We start from the raw sequence: 19,510 nt of genomic DNA on the forward strand, positions 1-19,510 counted from the left end.
TCGCGAAACGCTATTTAACCATCATTGAAATAACATATGTCATTCGTATAGAAGTAAAAATGTGGTGAAGGAACTGTGTGATATATTTTCATCCATTAACCCCACAATTCTGATATCATGGAAATTTATACAACCTTCACCAGGCCAGCAGATATTCCTGCATCCGTATCCAGCAACAGAAAAATGTTGTTGTTTATAGGAACCTGCAAGCCTGAGCTTATGAACAAACTCTCTGCTTTTGGCTACGTGGGTACATGGGTAGAAAATCTCTTCATGGCAAGAGAAGAATTGCTCAAATGGGCTTGCGAAGTTACCCATGCTCCGTTTTCTGAACGAGTTCCCCTGTCTGCTATTTTTTGTGATATTCATTTCCCTGTCCAGGAAATAAAGAGCTTTTTAAACGACATTCAGCAAATTTCTATTTTTCAAGAGGTGCCATTTTTCCTGATGCTAAAAAAGCAGCATTCAATCAAGGAAGCACATCACTATCAATTTCGGATTCAACAGATTAATGATTCGATTTATACCGATTCTAATCCATTTGTGATAGATCATAAAATCCGCTTTTATCAGCATTTTAACAAGATTCGTTTGCAGCATCCAGGCGTGGTGATGGGGGTGGAGCCTGAGTCTTTGAAATTGAAAATTGATAATGCTTTTAAACGTATATTCGATATTGCAGGGGGATTTTTGTTATTGTTGATACTTTCTCCTTTGTTTTTGCTCATTGCAATTGCTATTAAACTGGATTCGCCCGGTCCTGTTTTTTATGTTTCTTTGCGTGCTGGTAAAGGTTTTCGGCTATTTAAATTTTATAAATTCAGGACAATGGTGCGTGATGCAGATCTGCGACTTTCTGAGATTGAAAAACTTAATAAATATCAGAGTGATCAACAGCAATCTCCCAAGTTTGTGAAAGTCAAAAATGATCCGCGAGTAACACGGGTAGGTCGCCTGCTTCGAAAAACCAGCCTGGATGAGTTGCCGCAGTTGTTCAACGTTATTAAGGGGGATATGTCGCTTGTTGGCAACAGACCTTTACCAGTTTATGAGGCTGTTACGTTGACTACGGATCTTTATTCGACAAGGTTTATTGCTCCAGCTGGCATTACAGGCTTATGGCAAATTAGAAAAAACAAAAAACCTGATATGTCTGTTGAAGAGCGCACCAATTTAGATGTGTACTACGCCCGGAAACGAAATTTTATATCAGATGTAAGGATTCTTTTCTCAACCCCTTTTGCTATGATTCAAAAGGAAGAACTATAGCCTTATCTGTATTAACCCAATTCATATGTTTCTGTTGTATCTTATTTTTTCTTTGTTGTTAATTTATTTAGGATATTGCGTTAGCTATCTTCTTTTATTATCAGTATCCGGAAAAATATATCAAAGAAAGTTTTCCCGTGCCACATTGCCTGTAGCTCACAGCTATCGCAAAATTGCGATTCTGATTCCTGCATATAAAGAAGATGCAGTTATCGTTTCGTCTGTATTAAGCTATGAGAAGATGAGATATCCAAAAGATTATTTTGATGTGTATGTAATAGCTGATCAGTTGCAATCTGAGACTCTGGAAAAACTGCGTATGACGAAATCGAAAGTGATTCCTGTGAGTTTTGAAAAAAGTAGCAAGGCAAAAGCCATCAATGCAGCTTTTCAGCAGATTTCTGATGATTATGATATCGCATTGATTTGCGATGCTGATAATGTGCTTCATCCTGATTTTCTTTCACACATTAATATTTGTTTTTCGAATGGGTATCTTGCTGTGCAAGGACAAAGAGTAGCAAAAAACCTGAACACACCGTATGCCATACTTGATGCAGCGAGTGAAATGATTAACAATCATTTGTTCCGGATGGGTAACAGAGCTTTGGGATTCAGTTCAGCTGTGATTGGATCGGGCATGGCCTTTGATTTTCAATTGCTGAAAGAAATATTTCTGCAGATTGACACCCTGGGGGGATTTGATAAACAACTACAATTGCTACTTACCCAATCCGGAATTAAAATTTTTTACGAACCAAGAGCAATCGTATTTGATGAAAAGGTGACTCATTCTTCACAGTTTACAATACAGCGTAAAAGATGGTTGTTTAGCCACGTCCATTTTTTGCAAAACGACATTGGAAATGGATTTCTGCAACTCCTGAAAGGGAACATTGATTATTTCAATTTATCTGTACTTCAGGCACTTATTCCACCCCGGTTTTTATTGGGGGTCTGTATTCTCGCTTTTACCATACTTTCCGGTGCAGCTTCCTTATTGTTTTCTGTACTGACCCCAGTCTGGATTGTATTTCTTATTCTGGGATTATTTTATTTGTTTTCCTTGTTATTAGCCATGCCATCCGGATTTTTATTCGGATATTTTGTTCCAAACCTGTCTCATGTTCCTTATATTTTCTTGTCTATGTTCTTAGCTTTATTTTCTGCAAGGGAGGCTAAACGCAATTTTTTACATACGGTTCATTTTCAACATCAGGTAAATAATCCTTTGTATGAGTATGAATAATTTACCTCTTGTTTCCATAATTACGGTAAATTACAACAATCCGCATCACACTGTTGAATTGTTGGAATCAATTAAGAAATTATCGTACCCGAATATTGAAGTTATTGTTGTAGATAATGCATCCGTACAAAATCCATTTCATATTTTTAAAGAAATTTATCCAGGCACTATATTTATCAGAAATGATAGAAATCTTGGGTTTGCAGGTGGCAACAACGTTGGGATAAGGTATGCGAAGGGTGATTACTTATTTTTGGTAAATAACGATACAGAATTAACTAAAAATATTATTGAAGGATTATTGGATGTATTTACCTGTTTTCCTGATGCAGGCATTGTGTGTCCAAAATTCAGGTATTATTATCATAAAGATATTATTGAATACGCTGGATATACCAAAGTAAATGTATTTACGGGTAGAAATAAAATGATCGGATGCGGGGAAGTTGATAAAGGTCAACATGACGAAATAAGAGAAACCTATTATGCACACGGTGGAGGAATGATGATTTCCAGAGATGTGATAAATAAAATTGGGTATTTACCAGAAATTTATTTTCTATACTATGAAGAATTTGATTGGTGTGAAAAATTGCGGGAAGCAGGATATAAGATATATTATCAGTATCGTTCACTGATCTTCCATAAGGAATCGATGACTACAGGAAAAAATAGCGTTCTGAAGACATATTATATTAACCGTAATCGTTTGCTGTTTATGAGAAGAAACAATAGATTTCCTATATTTTTGTTTTTTATGCTCTATTTTGTATTATTTACTATTCCCAAGAATACTTTCCATTTTCTCTTAAAGAAACAATTTGCTCACCTTTCGGCTTTCTGGAAGGCTATATACTGGAATGTTTTCAACCCGGTTTTTTAATAATGTTATTTCTATGTGCGGCATTTCCGGATTTTGTGATTTTCAGTCTTCTTCATCTCCGGATATTTTACGGAGAATGACGGACATTTTGCAACATCGTGGACCGGATGATGCCGGATATGCATGGTTTCAAACAGCCAATGCTTCTGTGGGACTGGGTCATAGGCGCCTTTCCATTCTGGATCTTTCACAGAGCGGGCATCAACCTATGCAGTTTCAGCATTTAACTATTATTTTCAATGGAGAAATATACAATTTTCTTGAAATAAGAGATATTCTCGAAAAAAAAGGATACAGTTTTCAATCGAGAAGTGATACGGAGGTTTTGCTAAAAGGGTTTCATTGTTGGGGAACAGATGTCCTCCGGTATTGCATAGGTATGTATGCATTTGCAATCTTAGATGAACATGCACAAAGATTATATCTTGTTCGAGACAGGGTTGGTGTAAAGCCTTTATATTATTATTGGGATGATCGTTTGTTGCTTTTTGCTTCTGAATTGAAAAGTTTTCATACCCATCCGAGTTTTCATCCTGAAATTGATCCCAATACTCTTGCCTTGTTTTTAGAATATAGTTACATTCCTGCTCCTTATACAATATTTAAAAATACCTATAAGCTTTTACCAGGGCATTTCTTTTCTATAAATCTTGCTACCAAAGAGACTTCTCTTTCCTGCTACTGGGATGTTTCTTCCTATTACAGGTCTGAAACTTTGGATTTATCTCCCGAGGAGATTTTGCAACACACCGAGGAATTAATGCTTTCATCCTATCAATACCGGATGGTTGCTGATGTTCCGGTGGGAGTATTTCTGAGTGGTGGATATGATAGTACAAGTGTGGCTGCATTGCTGCAGACTCATTCATCCAATCAGATGAAAACATTCACAATAGGTTTTGATGAACAGGCATTTAATGAAGCTGCTGATGCAAAGGCAATTGCTTCTTACCTGGGAACAGACCATCACGAATGGTATGTAACAGCAGCAGATGCTGAAGGTATCTTACCTCAAATTCCCGACATTTATGATGAACCCTTTGCTGATAATTCTGTAGTACCCACCATACTTGTTAGCCAGTTTGCATCGCGGGAAGTAAAAGTGGTTTTGTCAGCTGACGGAGGAGATGAAATTTTCGGGGGCTATAGAAAATTCAATCAGTCTTTATATTATACCCATGCCTTTCCACGATGGCTGCAGCTTTCTCTATCGGGTATCATGAAATGGATTTCTCCCGAATTAATTCCGGTATTGAGAGATCAGTACAACTTTCCAACTCGATACCAGAAAATGCTTCAGATTTGGAAAGAAGGGAAGCCGAGGAATGCTCTTAAATTGATTAGCCAATATATGACCGAAAAAGAGGTTAAAACTATATTGGCTGGAGAAATTGAAACATATTCAACAGCTTTTGATGTAAATGGATTTGCTTTTTCTGACCCTATTAATGAGTTGCTAAACATAGATATTCAAACATTTCTTGTTGATAATAATCTGGTTAAAGTTGACAGGGCTACTATGTCAGTCAGCATAGAAGGACGTGAGCCTATGCTGGATCATAGGCTTATCGAATGGCTTGCCCGGATACCTGGAAATATGAAGATCTCTAATGGAATAAATAAATATTTGCTTAAACAAATAGTACATAAATATGTTCCTATGCATTTGATGGATAGGCCTAAGCGTCCGTTTATTGCACCTCTGACTATATGGTTTAAAAAGCAATTGTCCGATAAGTTAATTGAATTTGTAAATGAAGATGCTTTGAATAAAACTGGCCTTTTCCATTCTCGTCCAATTATTCAACTAAGAGACGCTTATTTAGCGGGTAAAAAGATAAATTATCAAAAGATTTGGCAGATTCTGGTTTTTCAGATGTGGTATCAAAAGTGGATGGCGAGGTAATAATATTGTGTAATCAATCTGCTGTTGTGTAAATAATTTTTAATTATCAACTCAGACCAAGATTTTTCAGAAAATTTATTAATTTTCATTCATCCATGCCTAATGATAAGATACATATTCTCCATGCTATCCGACAAGGGAAAATCGGTGGCGGGGAAACTTATATTCTTCAATTGATAGATGGCATGGATTCTTCTATATATCAGCACTCAGTATTGAGTTTCACAGATGGACCAATGATACATGCCCTCATGGATAAGGGTATTCAATGTATCATTATTCCGATACGTAAGGCTTTTCATTTTTCTTCTTTTTCATGTTTATTACGGCTGTTGAACAGTATACGTCCGGATATCATTCATGTGCATGGTTCAAGAGCTGCCAGCAATCTCGTACCTGTTGCCAGATTGCTTAAAATTCCTGTTTTGTATACTATTCATGGCTGGTCATTTCATCCAGGTCAATCCCGAATTTACTTTCACTTGAGGCGAATAGCCGAAAACTGGATTACACGTCATACAACTCTCAATATCAATGTTTCTTATGCCGATCAGCAATCAGGGCAATATTATCTGAATAAATTTAATTCAGTTGTGGTAAGGAACGGGGTTGATCTGAACAAGTTTACTAGAAAATATGTTACTTCTCACATACGCCCAGAATTGGCTATCCCCGATGATGCAGTGGTAATTTCCTTTGTGGCAAGGATGACTACCCAAAAAAATCCTTTTCTTCTTTTAAATGCTTTTGAAAAAGCATTGTATAAAATAGATCATCAGATATTCTTGATTTTAGTCGGGGATGGTGAACTCATGTCCGATATTTCGGCCTGGCTGGCCAGTCATAATCTCCTTTCGTATGTGCGTCTGCTTGGCTTCCGGCAAGATATTCCCGATATACTTGCAGCTACTGATATTTATTGTTTACCTTCCCTCTGGGAAGGACTGCCAATAGGCTTGCTGGAAGCCATGGCTATGGAGAATGCAATTGTAGTTTCTGATATTCCACCTCATCGTGAAGTAATTAAGAACGGTCATAACGGCTTATTATTTGCTCCTCAGGATCATAACTCATTAGCCTCACTTCTTTTGCAATTATGTTCTTCACGTGATTTAAGATCCAGATTGCAAATGGCTGCAAGACATACAGTTGAAACAGAATTCAATGTAATTCATATGATTCATCAAATGGAGGATATTTATGAACGCATTGTCGACCCAACTAAGTCCATCGTACATATTGCCTGAGAAATACGAGTATGATCGCATAGTTGATGTGAAACGGCTGTACTTTATCAGACAGCAGGTTGAGTACCTGCCTATATACTCAACAATACTGGATGTGGGATGTGGCAATGGAGTGATTAGTAGGTTCCTTGGTGGAATGGGTTTTCGTGTATTAGGTGTGGATATCAGTGAAAAAGCTATTGATCAAGCTCGTAAATTGAATATGTGGGAACATGTACGATTTGAAGTCATGCATGCAGAAAAATTAACTATGGAAGGGGTACAGTTTGATGTGATTATATGCAGTGAGGTGTTGGAACATCTGGAGCATCCGGAAGTTTTACTCCAGCAAATAAATAAACTTCTGAAAGAAAATGGCAAACTGATTGTTACGGTTCCAAATGGCTATGGTCCCAGAGAATTGTTGGTTACAAGACCTACTTTGTATATTCGGAATCATCAACCTATGTTATGGAAATTTCTTCTGAAAGTTAAAAAGACTATGGGTTATAGTGGAACAACTGTTCAATCTGCCGCCGACCGGCTGGATCATGTACAGTTTTTTACCAGAAGAAAATTGAAGAATCTGGCTAAAGGTCAGGGATTTGTGATTACCCGATGGGGCAAGTCCAATTTCATAGAAGATGTTTTTCCTTTATCTTATTTTACAAAAAGAATTCCTTTTTTGCAGAAACTGGATTGCGATTTGGCAAATTTACTTCCTTACTTTTGTACAGGTGGTTTTTTCATGGTCTGGGAAAAGAGATAGTAATTCATTGTTATACAAATTTATTGACCAACATTACTTCTTTTATGTAAAATCTTAATACTATTCTAATTTAACCCGTAATTACTGAATTATCTGATCAATCTGATTCAATATTTCCTTGTCTTTGTTCATGTCAAATTTTCTTGCCCATAATTTGCTGGAATTCTTTAGCTTTTCAAAATCTTCCCGTGTTAGTATCTTGGGGTTTGCGGCTTTTGGGTTTGTAATTTTTGTTGACCAATCTACATACCTGAGATCGTCGTTCACTATCTTTTCTGCAAAGGGTGAATGATGCGCAATTGTACAGAAGAATATTTCATCTCCGCATGTTGTATATTTAAAAAATCTTACATACTCCGGATGGTTATCTATAAAATTCAGCATATATTCGGCTAGGTTGGTTGTTATGGAAAACCATCTGGAATAACCATAGGGTTTCCATCCATAAGGGAACTTACGTTTTGGAAGAATTCGTTTCAGGATAAAGCTCAGGCGATATTTTCCTTTTATTTTCCAGTCTTCGAAATGGTAATACTCTATTTTAGGCAATGCTTCTATCCATTCATCATAAATTGATTTATACATCATGAATTCTTTTCCTGCGTTTTCCCTAAAATAATTTACGATGTATTCATTCGACTTGATAGGGTAATCCTGTCCACTAATTACATGAATATAATCATAATTTATTTTAGTAGAAATGATTTCTCTTAATCCATTTACTGTTGCAAGGGCATTGCTGAATCCTGCCCATCTGACATCTACTCTTTTTTGGATAAAATGCACCTCATCATTTTTTAAGAATTTTCTGAAAATGCTTTCATCTGCCTTTCTATCGACATGTATATAAATATCCATTGATGGATGAGCAATCCGTTTCACTAAACGGGCTACCTGTTCCGGATATTTATGAACCTGTATTAAATAGCACATGCGCATATTTCAAAAGCTTTTGTAATGTGGGTGAGTGGCTATGCTTAATAATTCTTTATCTCCTTTGCTGTCACCATACACATGTATCTCTTCAAACTGTTTTAAGTCGATCGTTTCCAGCAGCCTTCGTAATTTTTCTTCCCCATAGCAATTTTTTCCTTCTATTTTCCCGGTGATTTTTTCTTCCTTAATTTCCAATTGAGTAGCAATGCAAAGAATAGCGTGCTGGTCGCACCATTGAGCAATCCATTCCCTAGCAGAGGCTGTTATTACAATAATCTGGTTATTTTTTTTCTGATGAAGAGATAAAGCTTCCATAGCTTCTTTACGTAACATGCCCGGCAAAATATTCTCCTGAAATGCCATTCCATACTTTGCGAATTCTCTTGCATTCATTCCCCCGAAGAAGTGGGTTAGTACTTTTTCCTTAGCCTTTTGGTTGTTCATCAGATGCAGCTTATACAATATTAATGTGGGAGATAGCCTGAGTAATCCGGATATAAATTTATTCTTTCCTTTTACAAACCGAATAAAAGCCAGGAGCGTGTCGCCTGTAGTGAGGGTATGATCAAAATCAAAGATTGCAAGTGCCTGTTTTTCCTCCATGGATAGTATTTTTTCAATTTTTTGGTAATTCTTTAGATAAATTCAAATTTTGTTTGTTCATAAATTTTTTTATTCATAATTTAAAATAATTATTCATGTGTAAGATTTTAGGTATTCAAAAAATTATTCAGAAATGGACTTTGCTTATAGACATTTCGCAAAAAGCGTAGGAACTCACGACTTGTATACATGAAAATTTTAGCATTATTTTTGGGTATAATTTAGCGATTTTTTGATATTTCCCATATTTATGGAAAAATAATTCATTTTTGAAATATCTTATGAACATCCAGATAACTGTTACGGAGTACTTGCAACCTTTATAAACGTCCGTTGCCTATGAAAAAAACCAGCTTTGAAAGCAAGATATGTGATAGTTGGCATTCTTGCTTTCGTATGTCGGTTCTATATGTCCCCTGGAAGATGTTGATAGCAGTAATGCTTTTTCAGCCATTTATTTCACTAGCCCAGGGTGATCAATCTGCCATTCAGGTACCTATCAATCAATACGGTTCCACAGAAGGGGCTTTGCTTCATTTGCCGGATGATTATGCCTCTACCACTTACACTTATCCGTTGTTGGTATTTTTTCATGGAACCGGAGAGTCAGGAACTGATTTAAGCAAAATATACAACAGCTCAGGTGCAGGAGGCCCAGCTTATTTTATCGCACATAATCAGTGGCCTAGCTACTTTATAAATCCTAAAGATGGTCGGTCATATAAATTTATTGTGGTTTCACCACAAGCTGGTTCGTGGAGTACTGATTATAAAGCAGTACCTTACATTCTTGCATTTTTAGTCCAAAAGTATCGGGTAGATACGAACAGAATTTATTTAACGGGATTGAGTGCGGGTGGATGGACCACATGGAATTATTCTGCGCATTATCAGGTTACACCTAATTTTAAGGCAGCTGCCATTGTTCCCATGAGTATGGCCACCGTACCCAGTTATCCGGATGCCTACCACATTGCTTCAGATAGTATCTATGCTTGGGGATTTGGAGATCCGAGCGGCGATATCTGGGGTTTAAGAACAAAGCAAGGTATGGATAGCATCAATGCTTATGCACCCGGTCACGCCAGATTTACCTCTTATTCAGGTGGGCATTGTTGCTGGAATCGATATTACGATCCCAATTACCGGGAAACTATCAACGGTAAACCCATGAATATTTACGAGTGGATGTTGCAGTATGCCAGAGGTGCTGTGGACTCTTTGCCTCCCTCTGCCAATCAGCCTCCGATAGTGAAATTATCATCGAAAAATATCACTGTTACTTTGCCAGTGGATAGTGTGCAAGTGGATGGCAGCGGATCTTATGATCCGGACGGAACCATTACGAATTATCAATGGAAACAAATCAGCGGTCCCAGTCAGGCCAAAATCATTACTCCCAATCAGCCGAAAACCTGGTTGGATAGTTTACAGGCGGGTAACTATCGTTTCACTCTAACTCTTACAGACAATGGAGGTTTGCAAGGGGTGGATACTGTTTCAATTCAGGTAAATCCTGCACCTCCTAAACCACCTGTCGTAAAATTAGCATCTCGTTTTATTACCATCACATTGCCAACAGACAGTATATACCTGGATGCATCGGCATCAACGGATCCGGATGGTATAATTGTGCAGTATCAATGGACGCAAATCAGCGGCAATACTGCACGTATCCTTTCTCCTGCTCAGGCTGTTACCTGGATCACGGGTTTGCAGACCGGCAATGCAGCCTTTTTAATTACCATAACAGATAATAATGGCTTGAGTTCGGCTGATACTGTATTTGTTACGGTTAATCCGGCTCCGAATCAGCCACCCGTAGTAAAATTAAATTCGCGTTCCATTTCGGTGACTTTACCTGTTGATAGTGTGCTGGCAGATGGATCTGGTTCTTATGATCCCGATGGTAGTATTACAAGTTATGCATGGGTTCAGCTAAACGGGCCGGTAGGAGCTAACATAGCTTCACCCACGCAAGCCAGAACCTGGATTGGGGCATTAAAGACAGGAACTTATCAGTTTACACTCTCCGTAACAGATAACAATGGAGCGAAGGCAACCGATACGTTGACTGTCATTGTATATCCGGCTCCTGCTCAGTATCCGCCAGTGATTGTATTGAATACAAAAAATATATCCATTTCTCTTCCCCTTGATAGTGTATACCTGGATGCATCTGGTTCATATGATTCATTACATGCCATTACAGCTTATCATTGGGCTTTGAGTCAGGGTGATACATCTGCGGTCATAGTTTCTCCTGCTCGGGCAAGTACGATCGTAAAAAATTTAAAGGCGGGAACATATGTATTTACCATCACAGTAACCGATGATGCAGGATTGCAGGCTACGGATACGGTGAAAGTGTATGTGCAGAATTCCCCCAATCAACCTCCTGTAGCCAATATACGTACATCATCTGATTCTGTTTATTTACCCGTTGACTCCATTTTCCTGGATGGGGATGGATCTTATGATCCCGAAGGAGGCAGGCTCACATATCTATGGCAGCAAATCAGCGGGCCTTCACCTGCAGTTATTCGCAGCAGCAACCAGGCTCAGACATGGATTTCACAGCTTATTGCCGGTACCTATCGGTTTTCATTAACTGTTGCAGATAGCACGGGTGCTACAGCGGTCGATTCAGTATTAATTCAAGTAATATCACCAGCGGTTACACACAAACGCATTATCTTACCTGTTTGGAATCAACTTTGGTATCCAAATATTGACAGCCAATTTAATATTCAACCCGGTGATACGATTTGCATACCGGCTGGTGATTATCCAAATCTATCTATTGAACATCTGAACGGAAGCCCGGAAGCCCCTATAATAATTCAAAACTGTGGAGGTGTAGTAAGAATTGGTGTAAACAACACCGAAGGCTATACATTTATTATTGGAAAGCATTCCAGTTATTTTGAGATAAACGGTTCTGGTACCCCTGGAATTGAATATGGATTTGAACTTGTTGGTACACCGGCTAGCGAAGGAGGAGGTGCAGTAAATGGAATCATTTTACAGGAACATACGGATCACTTTAAGGTTCATAATGTTTTTATTAATCATGTAAGAGGTTCAGGAATTGTATGTTTGACGAGAGCAGTGTGTAATGATCCTTCAACCTGGCGCCAGAATTATGTTATGGAAGATATTAAATTTTACCATATAAAAGTAGTGGGTACAGGTTACGAAGGCTTCTATATCGGTCGTACGGCTGACTATCAGGTAGATAATGCTTGCACACCAGATACATTGTATAATCCATTGATAAAGGATATAGAAATCTATGATAATACTTTTGATTCTACGGGAAATGATGCGATTCAGTTAGCACTAGCTTATTATGGGACAAACTTAATTCATGATAATTACATCAATTATCCAGGTATAAATGGTGGTTACGGGCAAGGAATGGGTATTTTGATTGGTGGGAATACACGTGCAGAAGTATATAATAATGTGATTAACCATGCACAATCATTACCAGTTCAGATTTTAGGAGCTGGATTAACTAAATTCTATAATAATGTTATCTGCAACAGCAATACAGATGGAATGCAGATTGGAGGTGGAAATCTGTATATAGAACCCACTGCTGTATGGGTATTTAATAATACTTTTGTCAATATCAAAGGTAATGGTATTATTGTTTGGGGTACTACCACCGATACTATAAATCGGTTTTACAACAATCTTCTGGTGAATATTCAAAAACCGCTTTACGATAAACCCGATTCTGGATTTTATATTCCTCCTGCAGTTTCTATTGGTTATCAAATCAAATACGATATCCGCAACAACCTGTTCATATCCGATATTAACAAAGCAGGTTTCGTGAATCCTGCTGCAGACAATTATCATTTGCTGCCCGGCTCACCGGCTGTAAATGCCGGCATGGATCTTAGAAGTTATGGCATCACAACTGATCTGGATGGGAATGCAAGACCATACGGTACTGCTTTTGATATAGGGGCATACGAATATGCGCCTCATCCCAACAAACCCCCGGTGGCAAAAGCATTGGCGAGTGTTGATACCATTCGTTTTCCTGCTGACTCTGTATTATTGGACGGAAGCCTTTCTTCCGATCCGGATGGATACATCACCACTTATTTTTGGCAACTTAAGCAGGGGCCTGCTGGTTGGAAAATAGACAGTGCATCTTCACGAAAAACTTTGGTACATTTTTCAAAACCTGGAAATTATCTTTTCCAGCTAACTGTTACTGATAATGCCGGAGCCACAGCAACGGATACCGTTTGGATTGTTGTACTTCCAGCAACCAATCGTCCGCCTGTGGCTGTTACCAACCGAAACATTATCATTTATCTTCCAGTTGATTCTGCTTTGCTGGATGGTTCTGCATCCTATGATCCGGATGACAGTGATTTTACGCATCTGCATTTTAACTGGACTAATGTAAAAAGTCCTGGCACCTATTTCATTATGGACAGTTTATCAGCCAAAACCTGGGTAAAAGGATTAACAGTCGGCCAATATATTTTTAAACTCACAGTAACAGATGCTCAGGGAGCAACAGATAGCGGATATGTTACCGTGAATGTTAATCCGTATAATACACAGGCTCCTATTGCAAATGCGGGCCCTGACCGAACGATTCAGTTGCCTCAGGATACCGTTTGGCTGGATGCAAGTCGCTCCTCAGATTCATCAGGGATCATTATCTATTATCAATGGCAAATCCTTGCTGCGCCTCCGGCCAGCCATGCATCTTTCAGCGATTCTTTATCATCACAAACCGTTTTACAAAATCTTACAGCGGGTAAATATATCATTCAGCTCACTGTGGCTGACAGCAATCATCTCTCTGCTTCTGATCAAATCACGATTATCGTTCTTCCGCCTGTCAATAAGCTACCAATTGCCAATGCCGGTGCAGATGTAACCATTGTCCTACCCTACAATACAGCAACTTTAAATGGTTCGGCTTCTTATGATCCGGACGGGACAATAGTTTCCTACAACTGGTCCTACGTCTCAGGGCCAAATATTTATACAATTACAGGAGCCAATACACCTAAGCCAACTTTATATGGTTTGGTAGAAGGTACATACGTCTTTCAATTGACAGTAACAGATAACAATGGAGCTACTGCATCAGATACTGTGCGAATCATTGTAAAACCCAGGCCCAATATCCCACCAGTAGCGGATATCCGAGGTGATACCCTGGTTATGTTCCCCAACAATGCTTTGGTTTTGGATGGTAGTCAATCCTATGATCCGGATGGCAGCATTGTATCCTATCAGTGGAATCAGATTACAGGCCCTACTGATATTACTGTTCAGGGATGGGATTCATCAGAGTTGTTCTTGCAAAATCTGGATGTGGGTACTTATACATTTTCATTAACTGTAACAGATAATTCCGGTGCAAAGGCTACCTCACGCTTTAGCTTTACAGTACAAGCAAATGGTTCAAGCCAGAATTCTTCCCTGATTCTTTATCCTAATCCGGTAAGTAATATGCTTCATGTATTTTTCTATAGTCCAGATGATGGTCCGTTAGCTATTCGAATTTTTGACCTAACAGGTAAATTGATGTCTGTTTACCAGGCTAATAAGTCGCATACCAATTCGTTTAGTCAAGATATTGATGTGCATAACCTTGTACCTGGCTTATATTTGCTAAATGTAACAGGGCTGAAAAACATTTCTGTAACGCAGAAGTTTATAAAATTGTAGTTTCCATCATTAGATTAGGTTATATTTTTATTTTAAACATCTTGATTATTGCTTAAATTTGGTTTGGCAGGAACATTAATTTCTGCTTGGAGTTGTTTGTTTTTTTATAATGTCATACAGTATGGGTAACCTTGTTAGATCATCCGTATCAATATTTGTTGCATTACTGATAATTACATTTCCAAATTTATTTTTTTTGTTTTTGAACGGGCAGGGAATAAGGCTTATGATAAGCTGGGAAGGACTTTCTATAACTTTTATTTTAAGTTTCCTATTTTTTTTCTTCTGGAATGTTAGGCTATTTTTTAAGATTCTTTACCTCTTTGTATTTTTTGTCCCTTTTATTTGTTATTCAATATACCTATATAATTTAAATCTAAATCCTGAACTCATTAGGTTGGTTTCACAAACAAGCTTACGTGAGGCGAGGGAATTAGTATCAGGATATGTTTTGGGGTATATCCTGGTATTAATTGCTCTAACTATATTGTATTTTGTTGTAGTTAACAACATAAGAATTAAAAAGATTTCATTAACTTTTGCGTTAATCGTTTCTATTTTATGCGCTGGGTTATTTTGGTGGAAAATCTTTCAATTGAAGAAAGACTTTAAAGTGAATTCCTTATACGGTATTCTTAACCAGTATTACCCTGTTTCAATTTTTAGCAGTATTATTCAGTCTATAGCAATAAAAAGAAATAGTCTTGATAGTACCAAGAACTTTCATTTTTCTACGTATTATTTATCTAGACCACCCGGAAGACAGGTTTATGTTTTTATTATAGGTGAATCTTCCCGGTATGATCACTGGCATATAAATGGATATGCCCGAAATACTTCCCCTATTTTGGATACCATGCATAATCTGATTTCATTTAAGAATGTTTTTTCTGGTGCTTATTTTACTTACCTATCCGTGCCTCAAATGATTACCCGTTCCAAGCCTGGAAGTATGGACAAACAATTCAAGGAGAAAAGCATTTTATCAATTTTTAAACAAATGGATTTTAAAACTGTATGGATTAGTAATCAGGATGAAGATTATTACACAGGTTCATTTACTTTACATGCTCAAACTGCAGACATACATTTATTCCCAGATGATAAAAACGTTCCTGACAAAAGAAATAGATACGACGGGAAATACCTGCCGATCATAGATAGTATATTATACTCTACGAAAGAGAATATTTTTTTGGTTTTTCATACATTAGGTAGTCATTGGAATTACGCAGAAAGGTATCCGGTAAATTTTGATATATTTCAGCCTTCAGGTAAGAAATACAATATACAGAGGCCAAATTCTGGATTAAAACAGGTTATTATTAACTCGTATGATAATAGTGTCATTTATACGGATTATATAATTTCATCATTGATTCAAATGGTGGACAAACTAAAATCTATTTCATTTGTATGTTACTTATCTGATCATGGAGAAGATTTATTTGAAAAGGATAAAAATAAACTTGTCTTCCATTTATATCCTTCCTTTCAGACTCTACATGTTCCTTTGTTTATTTGGACATCTAAAACTTTTGATAGTTTATATTCTGATAAAGTCAAATATCTCCTAAGAAATAAGGATTCAGTTATATCATCTTCTGATATTTTCTATACCTTGATTGGAATGAGTAATATAAGATTTATTGGTTTCGATTCAACGTTGGATATTAGTTCACCTTATTTTAGGTCTTATCCGGTATATTATACAAACGATGGAGCTGATAAAACTTTATTTCATTATAAATAATTTGTTCTTTGTAAAAAGTTTAATAATATTTTTTGTAGCTGATATTGTTTTTATTAGTTCTTCTGCTTTATTTCTTTTTTTGAATACTCTTTCACATATTTCTATGTCCCATGGAGTTGTAAATACTCTTAAATACTCTTCATTATCAGGATTAATCAATATTTCAATACTATTTTCCCATTCATAATTTATAGTTAGTAGGTTGTTGATTGTTCTCTGTACTAGTTTAAATGGTAGTGAGTTTTTCGGTAAATAGTGGAGAAATAATTCTCCGAAATCAAACGTCTTTTTGAAGCCTATTTTTTCTTTCTCATACATAACAATCTTTTCATCAATCTCAAGTGAGACCCATTTATGTGAATCCCTGGGTGCAAGATATTCCCCTATTAAAGATGGAGTTTCCAGATACCCTCTTGAAGCCACCCTAAATTGCTCTTTCATAAATTTATCTGGATGTTCTACATGTTCCAACACATGAATACATATTACATAATCAAATGAATTATCGCAAAAAGGCAATGATTCTCCATCAGCTTCAATAAATTGTTGATGTTTTAATATTTTAAGATTTCCGCTTCTGTGATAATTTTTATCACCAGAATATTTATCAACTATTACATTTGATCTCGGATGTGGATCATTTCCACCACCGACCTCTAGTACTTTATATTTTCTTTTTAATTTAAGGTCATATCTGCTTTCCGGATTTCTTATTTTCATATTTTATTATTTTTAAATTTTTTGTACAAAATAGCATCTCTATAAATTGTAAGTGATCTGGACAGGATGCTCATTATACTTACATTCGCAAATCTTGATAGTGCCATTGTGGCTACATTTGCACCAATAATTGTTACTACCATACTTCCTATAGCAGCACCCATGTAACCAAATGACAGAATAAATATATAATCACATAATATGTTTAGCAATAAAACAACTATATTTATTTTAAATGTAATTTGAGGTTTGTTAATTGAGTTCAGAACATTGCATGCCTGATTCTGTACTGGTCTTAAAAATGCGTATAACATAGATATAATAATAATATTTGACGCCAGAATATAATTATTTCCGGCAAGTATTTTAATAATAAATTTATTAAATATCATTATCAGTATGCTTACAGGAATTAATATACACACAATTATAGCAGTTGTCATTTCAAATAGAAACTTAACTTTTTCTATTCCTTCTTTTCTCTCTGCGATTACACTTTTTGGAAATAGCACATCAGCTAATGCAGATGTTGGTACGTCAATCATGTTGTTAATTCTGGCTGATAAATCATAATATGCAACATAGGTATTATTCATTAATCCAGCTATCATATATCTGTCCAGGTTGCCAAATATATTTGAAAGTACTCCGGATGAAAAGATATATTTTCCGTAGTTAAATATTTTCTTTATCAGGACTAGCTTGGGATTAAATGTAAAATTGAGATACTTTCTTGTGTAAAAGAATGATATAATTACGGAAATAAATATAGATATATTCTGAAAGAAAACGAGCTGATTTAGATTGATGTTGTTTCCTGAAATAAATGCTGTTAGAATTAATAAAAAAAATATTCCTTGCCTTGTCGTGTATGATATGAATGATCCTGTAAAATTTAAGTTTGATTGCTGAATATACTCAAAATGTGAAAAGTACACAAGAAAAAAAATACCAGCAATATAAATTTTTAGCATTATGTATAGATGTGGTGAATTCAAGTATTTAGCAATCATCTTACCAAAGAAAAGAATGATAATAGCAAAGATGATACTATATATTAAATTTATTACAAGTCCAGAAGATAATATCTCATTACTTTCTTCGTTTGAGTGATAGAAAGTAATGATCCCATTTTTCAATAGTGCATTTTTGGTTAATTCAAAAGTCATGCTTATGCCGAGAAATAGAGACCATATACCTATGCTCTCCTTATTCAATATTCGTACTAGAATTACATAGCTACCTATGCCAAATAATACTGAACCCAACCTTTGCATAATGGTTAGTAAGGATGATTTTATCCAATAATTCTCAAATAGTCTTACTAATTTTTTCTTTTTCATGTTTTTGTTTTCTTCTGTTCCAAACTTCAAATATTGCATAGCCTGATGGTACGATTAAAAATGGTTCCATTGGGACTGTATATCTTGCTAAAGATAGCATCATAGTATGGATGAATGTAATGATGATTATAGGTAGAATCAGAACAATAATCATTTTATTTTTTCTTTGTAGACAAAACCCACATATTCCTGTTATTATCAAGAAAATATTTTCTACACCGATAATTATCCTTGAGATCAGGCTTCTGGAATCTCCAAGTGTGCTTGGAATGGGCCCCCATAGCTGCCAAAGTGATGCTATTCTTTGTTTTAAAAAGTAAATAGGATGTTGTATGGCTTCACGAAAGTATGCAATTTTTGCATCTCGGCTTGTTTTTATTTCAGGATGTTTCTGTGGTGCGTCCCATGCAATATTTCCACCGAAAGTATATATGGAATATATGATATTGACCTTACTATTTCCTGCTATTGCAAACTCACCTGTTTTGATGTAGGAGTATGTACATGTAGAGAATATAATCAATGCCCCTCCCAGAATTAATCTTATCGGCAACCGTTTCTTTTGAATGAAATCGAATATAAACATTGCAATCCATATTGGGAACAACGTAGGGCGCATAATAGCTGAAATTCCATAAAATATGCCTGATAAAAAATTTTTTTTCTGCAAATAAAAATTACTTGCTGCGAGAATGAAAAATGTTGATGGAATTTCAGTTAGCAGCCATCTGGTATAGTTCAATTGGTTGGGGTATAGGCAAATGATAGCACCAGATATAAACGCAGCTATTGAATTATTAAATAGATTCTTCGAGATGTTATATGTAAAGTAAATGCTTATTGTTCCAAGAATTATATTTAAACAAAGTAGAAGATTGATAAGTGTTTTCCCCGTAGATATGATGTGAAACAATGCTATGATAAAAGGATATCCGTTTGGCGCATAGTTGATATAGGATCCTTTTGATATGGCATTGGCCTGGTCGAAATACATGTATGTATCCGTATGCAGATTAGGCAATCCTGAGAAAAAGCATATAAAAATCCTTAGTATAAAGCCTGCACAAAGTATTAAAATGAGATACTTTTTCTCTATTTCTTTGGTAATTTTAGAGTTACTGATAGATGATATTTCCAT

General features: G+C 36.3%; 13 protein-coding genes. 8 read left to right on the plus strand and 5 right to left on the minus strand.

From position 1 onward, the window contains the following. The first annotated feature begins 117 nt into the window (after positions 1-117). The 6 genes from BM367_RS07600 (at position 118) to BM367_RS07625 (ending at position 7,302) form a co-directional block, all read left to right on the plus strand. Positions 118-1,269 carry a sugar transferase gene (locus tag BM367_RS07600; protein ID WP_222842591.1) on the plus strand — a complete coding sequence of 384 codons (1,152 nt, stop codon included), beginning with the start codon at positions 118-120 and terminating at the stop codon, positions 1,267-1,269. A gap of 25 nt (positions 1,270-1,294) precedes the next feature. Beyond that, positions 1,295-2,518: a glycosyltransferase family 2 protein gene (locus BM367_RS07605; RefSeq protein ID WP_092459496.1), complete on the plus strand. Its 1,224-nt coding sequence runs from the start codon at positions 1,295-1,297 to the stop codon at positions 2,516-2,518. Further along, complete coding sequence (locus tag BM367_RS07610; RefSeq protein ID WP_245759930.1) at positions 2,511-3,401, plus strand: glycosyltransferase family 2 protein; 891 nt, start codon at positions 2,511-2,513, stop codon at positions 3,399-3,401. Before BM367_RS07605 ends, BM367_RS07610 begins: the two co-directional genes overlap by 8 nt. Before the next feature lie 13 nt (positions 3,402-3,414). Further along, a complete protein-coding gene (asnB, locus tag BM367_RS07615) occupies positions 3,415-5,307 on the plus strand; it encodes an asparagine synthase (glutamine-hydrolyzing) (RefSeq protein WP_092460966.1) in 1,893 nt (630 codons plus the stop codon). 95 nt (positions 5,308-5,402) lie between these two features. Further along, entirely contained in the window at positions 5,403-6,554 is a 1,152-nt protein-coding gene (locus BM367_RS07620) for a glycosyltransferase (protein WP_092459500.1), read from the plus strand. Then, positions 6,508-7,302 carry a class I SAM-dependent methyltransferase gene (locus BM367_RS07625; protein WP_092459502.1) on the plus strand — a complete coding sequence of 265 codons (795 nt, stop codon included), beginning with the start codon at positions 6,508-6,510 and terminating at the stop codon, positions 7,300-7,302. Before BM367_RS07620 ends, BM367_RS07625 begins: the two co-directional genes overlap by 47 nt. A gap of 81 nt (positions 7,303-7,383) precedes the next feature. Here the strand turns inward: BM367_RS07625 and BM367_RS07630 are convergent, their stop codons facing one another. Next, positions 7,384-8,241 (minus strand): beta-1,6-N-acetylglucosaminyltransferase, encoded by an 858-nt coding sequence (locus tag BM367_RS07630; protein ID WP_092459504.1) that lies wholly within the window; start codon positions 8,239-8,241, stop codon positions 7,384-7,386. A 3-nt stretch (positions 8,242-8,244) separates the two neighbouring features. Then, positions 8,245-8,841: an HAD-IB family hydrolase gene (locus BM367_RS07635; protein WP_092459506.1), complete on the minus strand. Its 597-nt coding sequence runs from the start codon at positions 8,839-8,841 to the stop codon at positions 8,245-8,247. A gap of 396 nt (positions 8,842-9,237) precedes the next feature. On the opposite strand from BM367_RS07635, the gene BM367_RS07640 reads away from it, so the two are divergent. Both BM367_RS07640 and BM367_RS07645 read left to right on the plus strand, forming a co-directional pair. After that, complete coding sequence (locus BM367_RS07640; RefSeq protein WP_177224154.1) at positions 9,238-14,556, plus strand: PKD domain-containing protein; 5,319 nt, start codon at positions 9,238-9,240, stop codon at positions 14,554-14,556. Between the two features lie 226 nt (positions 14,557-14,782). After that, positions 14,783-16,309, plus strand: coding sequence for a phosphoethanolamine transferase family protein (locus BM367_RS07645; RefSeq protein ID WP_245759987.1), 1,527 nt, complete (start codon positions 14,783-14,785; stop codon positions 16,307-16,309). On the opposite strand, the gene BM367_RS07650 is transcribed toward BM367_RS07645, so the two are convergent. From BM367_RS07650 to BM367_RS07660, 3 genes are read right to left on the minus strand one after another with little or no spacing between them, the layout of a single operon-like run. Continuing rightward, entirely contained in the window at positions 16,292-17,029 is a 738-nt protein-coding gene (locus BM367_RS07650; protein WP_092459512.1) for a class I SAM-dependent methyltransferase, read from the minus strand. The genes BM367_RS07645 and BM367_RS07650 overlap by 18 nt on opposite strands. Continuing rightward, on the minus strand, positions 17,026-18,372 hold the full coding sequence (locus tag BM367_RS07655) for an oligosaccharide flippase family protein (protein ID WP_177224156.1): 1,347 nt from the start codon (positions 18,370-18,372) through the stop codon (positions 17,026-17,028). The genes BM367_RS07650 and BM367_RS07655 overlap by 4 nt, the downstream gene beginning before the upstream one ends. Then, a complete protein-coding gene (locus BM367_RS07660) occupies positions 18,341-19,510 on the minus strand; it encodes a glycosyltransferase family 39 protein (protein WP_092459516.1) in 1,170 nt (389 codons plus the stop codon). The genes BM367_RS07655 and BM367_RS07660 overlap by 32 nt, the downstream gene beginning before the upstream one ends.

The sequence above is a fragment of the Thermoflavifilum thermophilum genome (assembly GCF_900116565.1).
GTDB lineage: Bacteria > Bacteroidota > Bacteroidia > Chitinophagales > Chitinophagaceae > Thermoflavifilum > Thermoflavifilum thermophilum.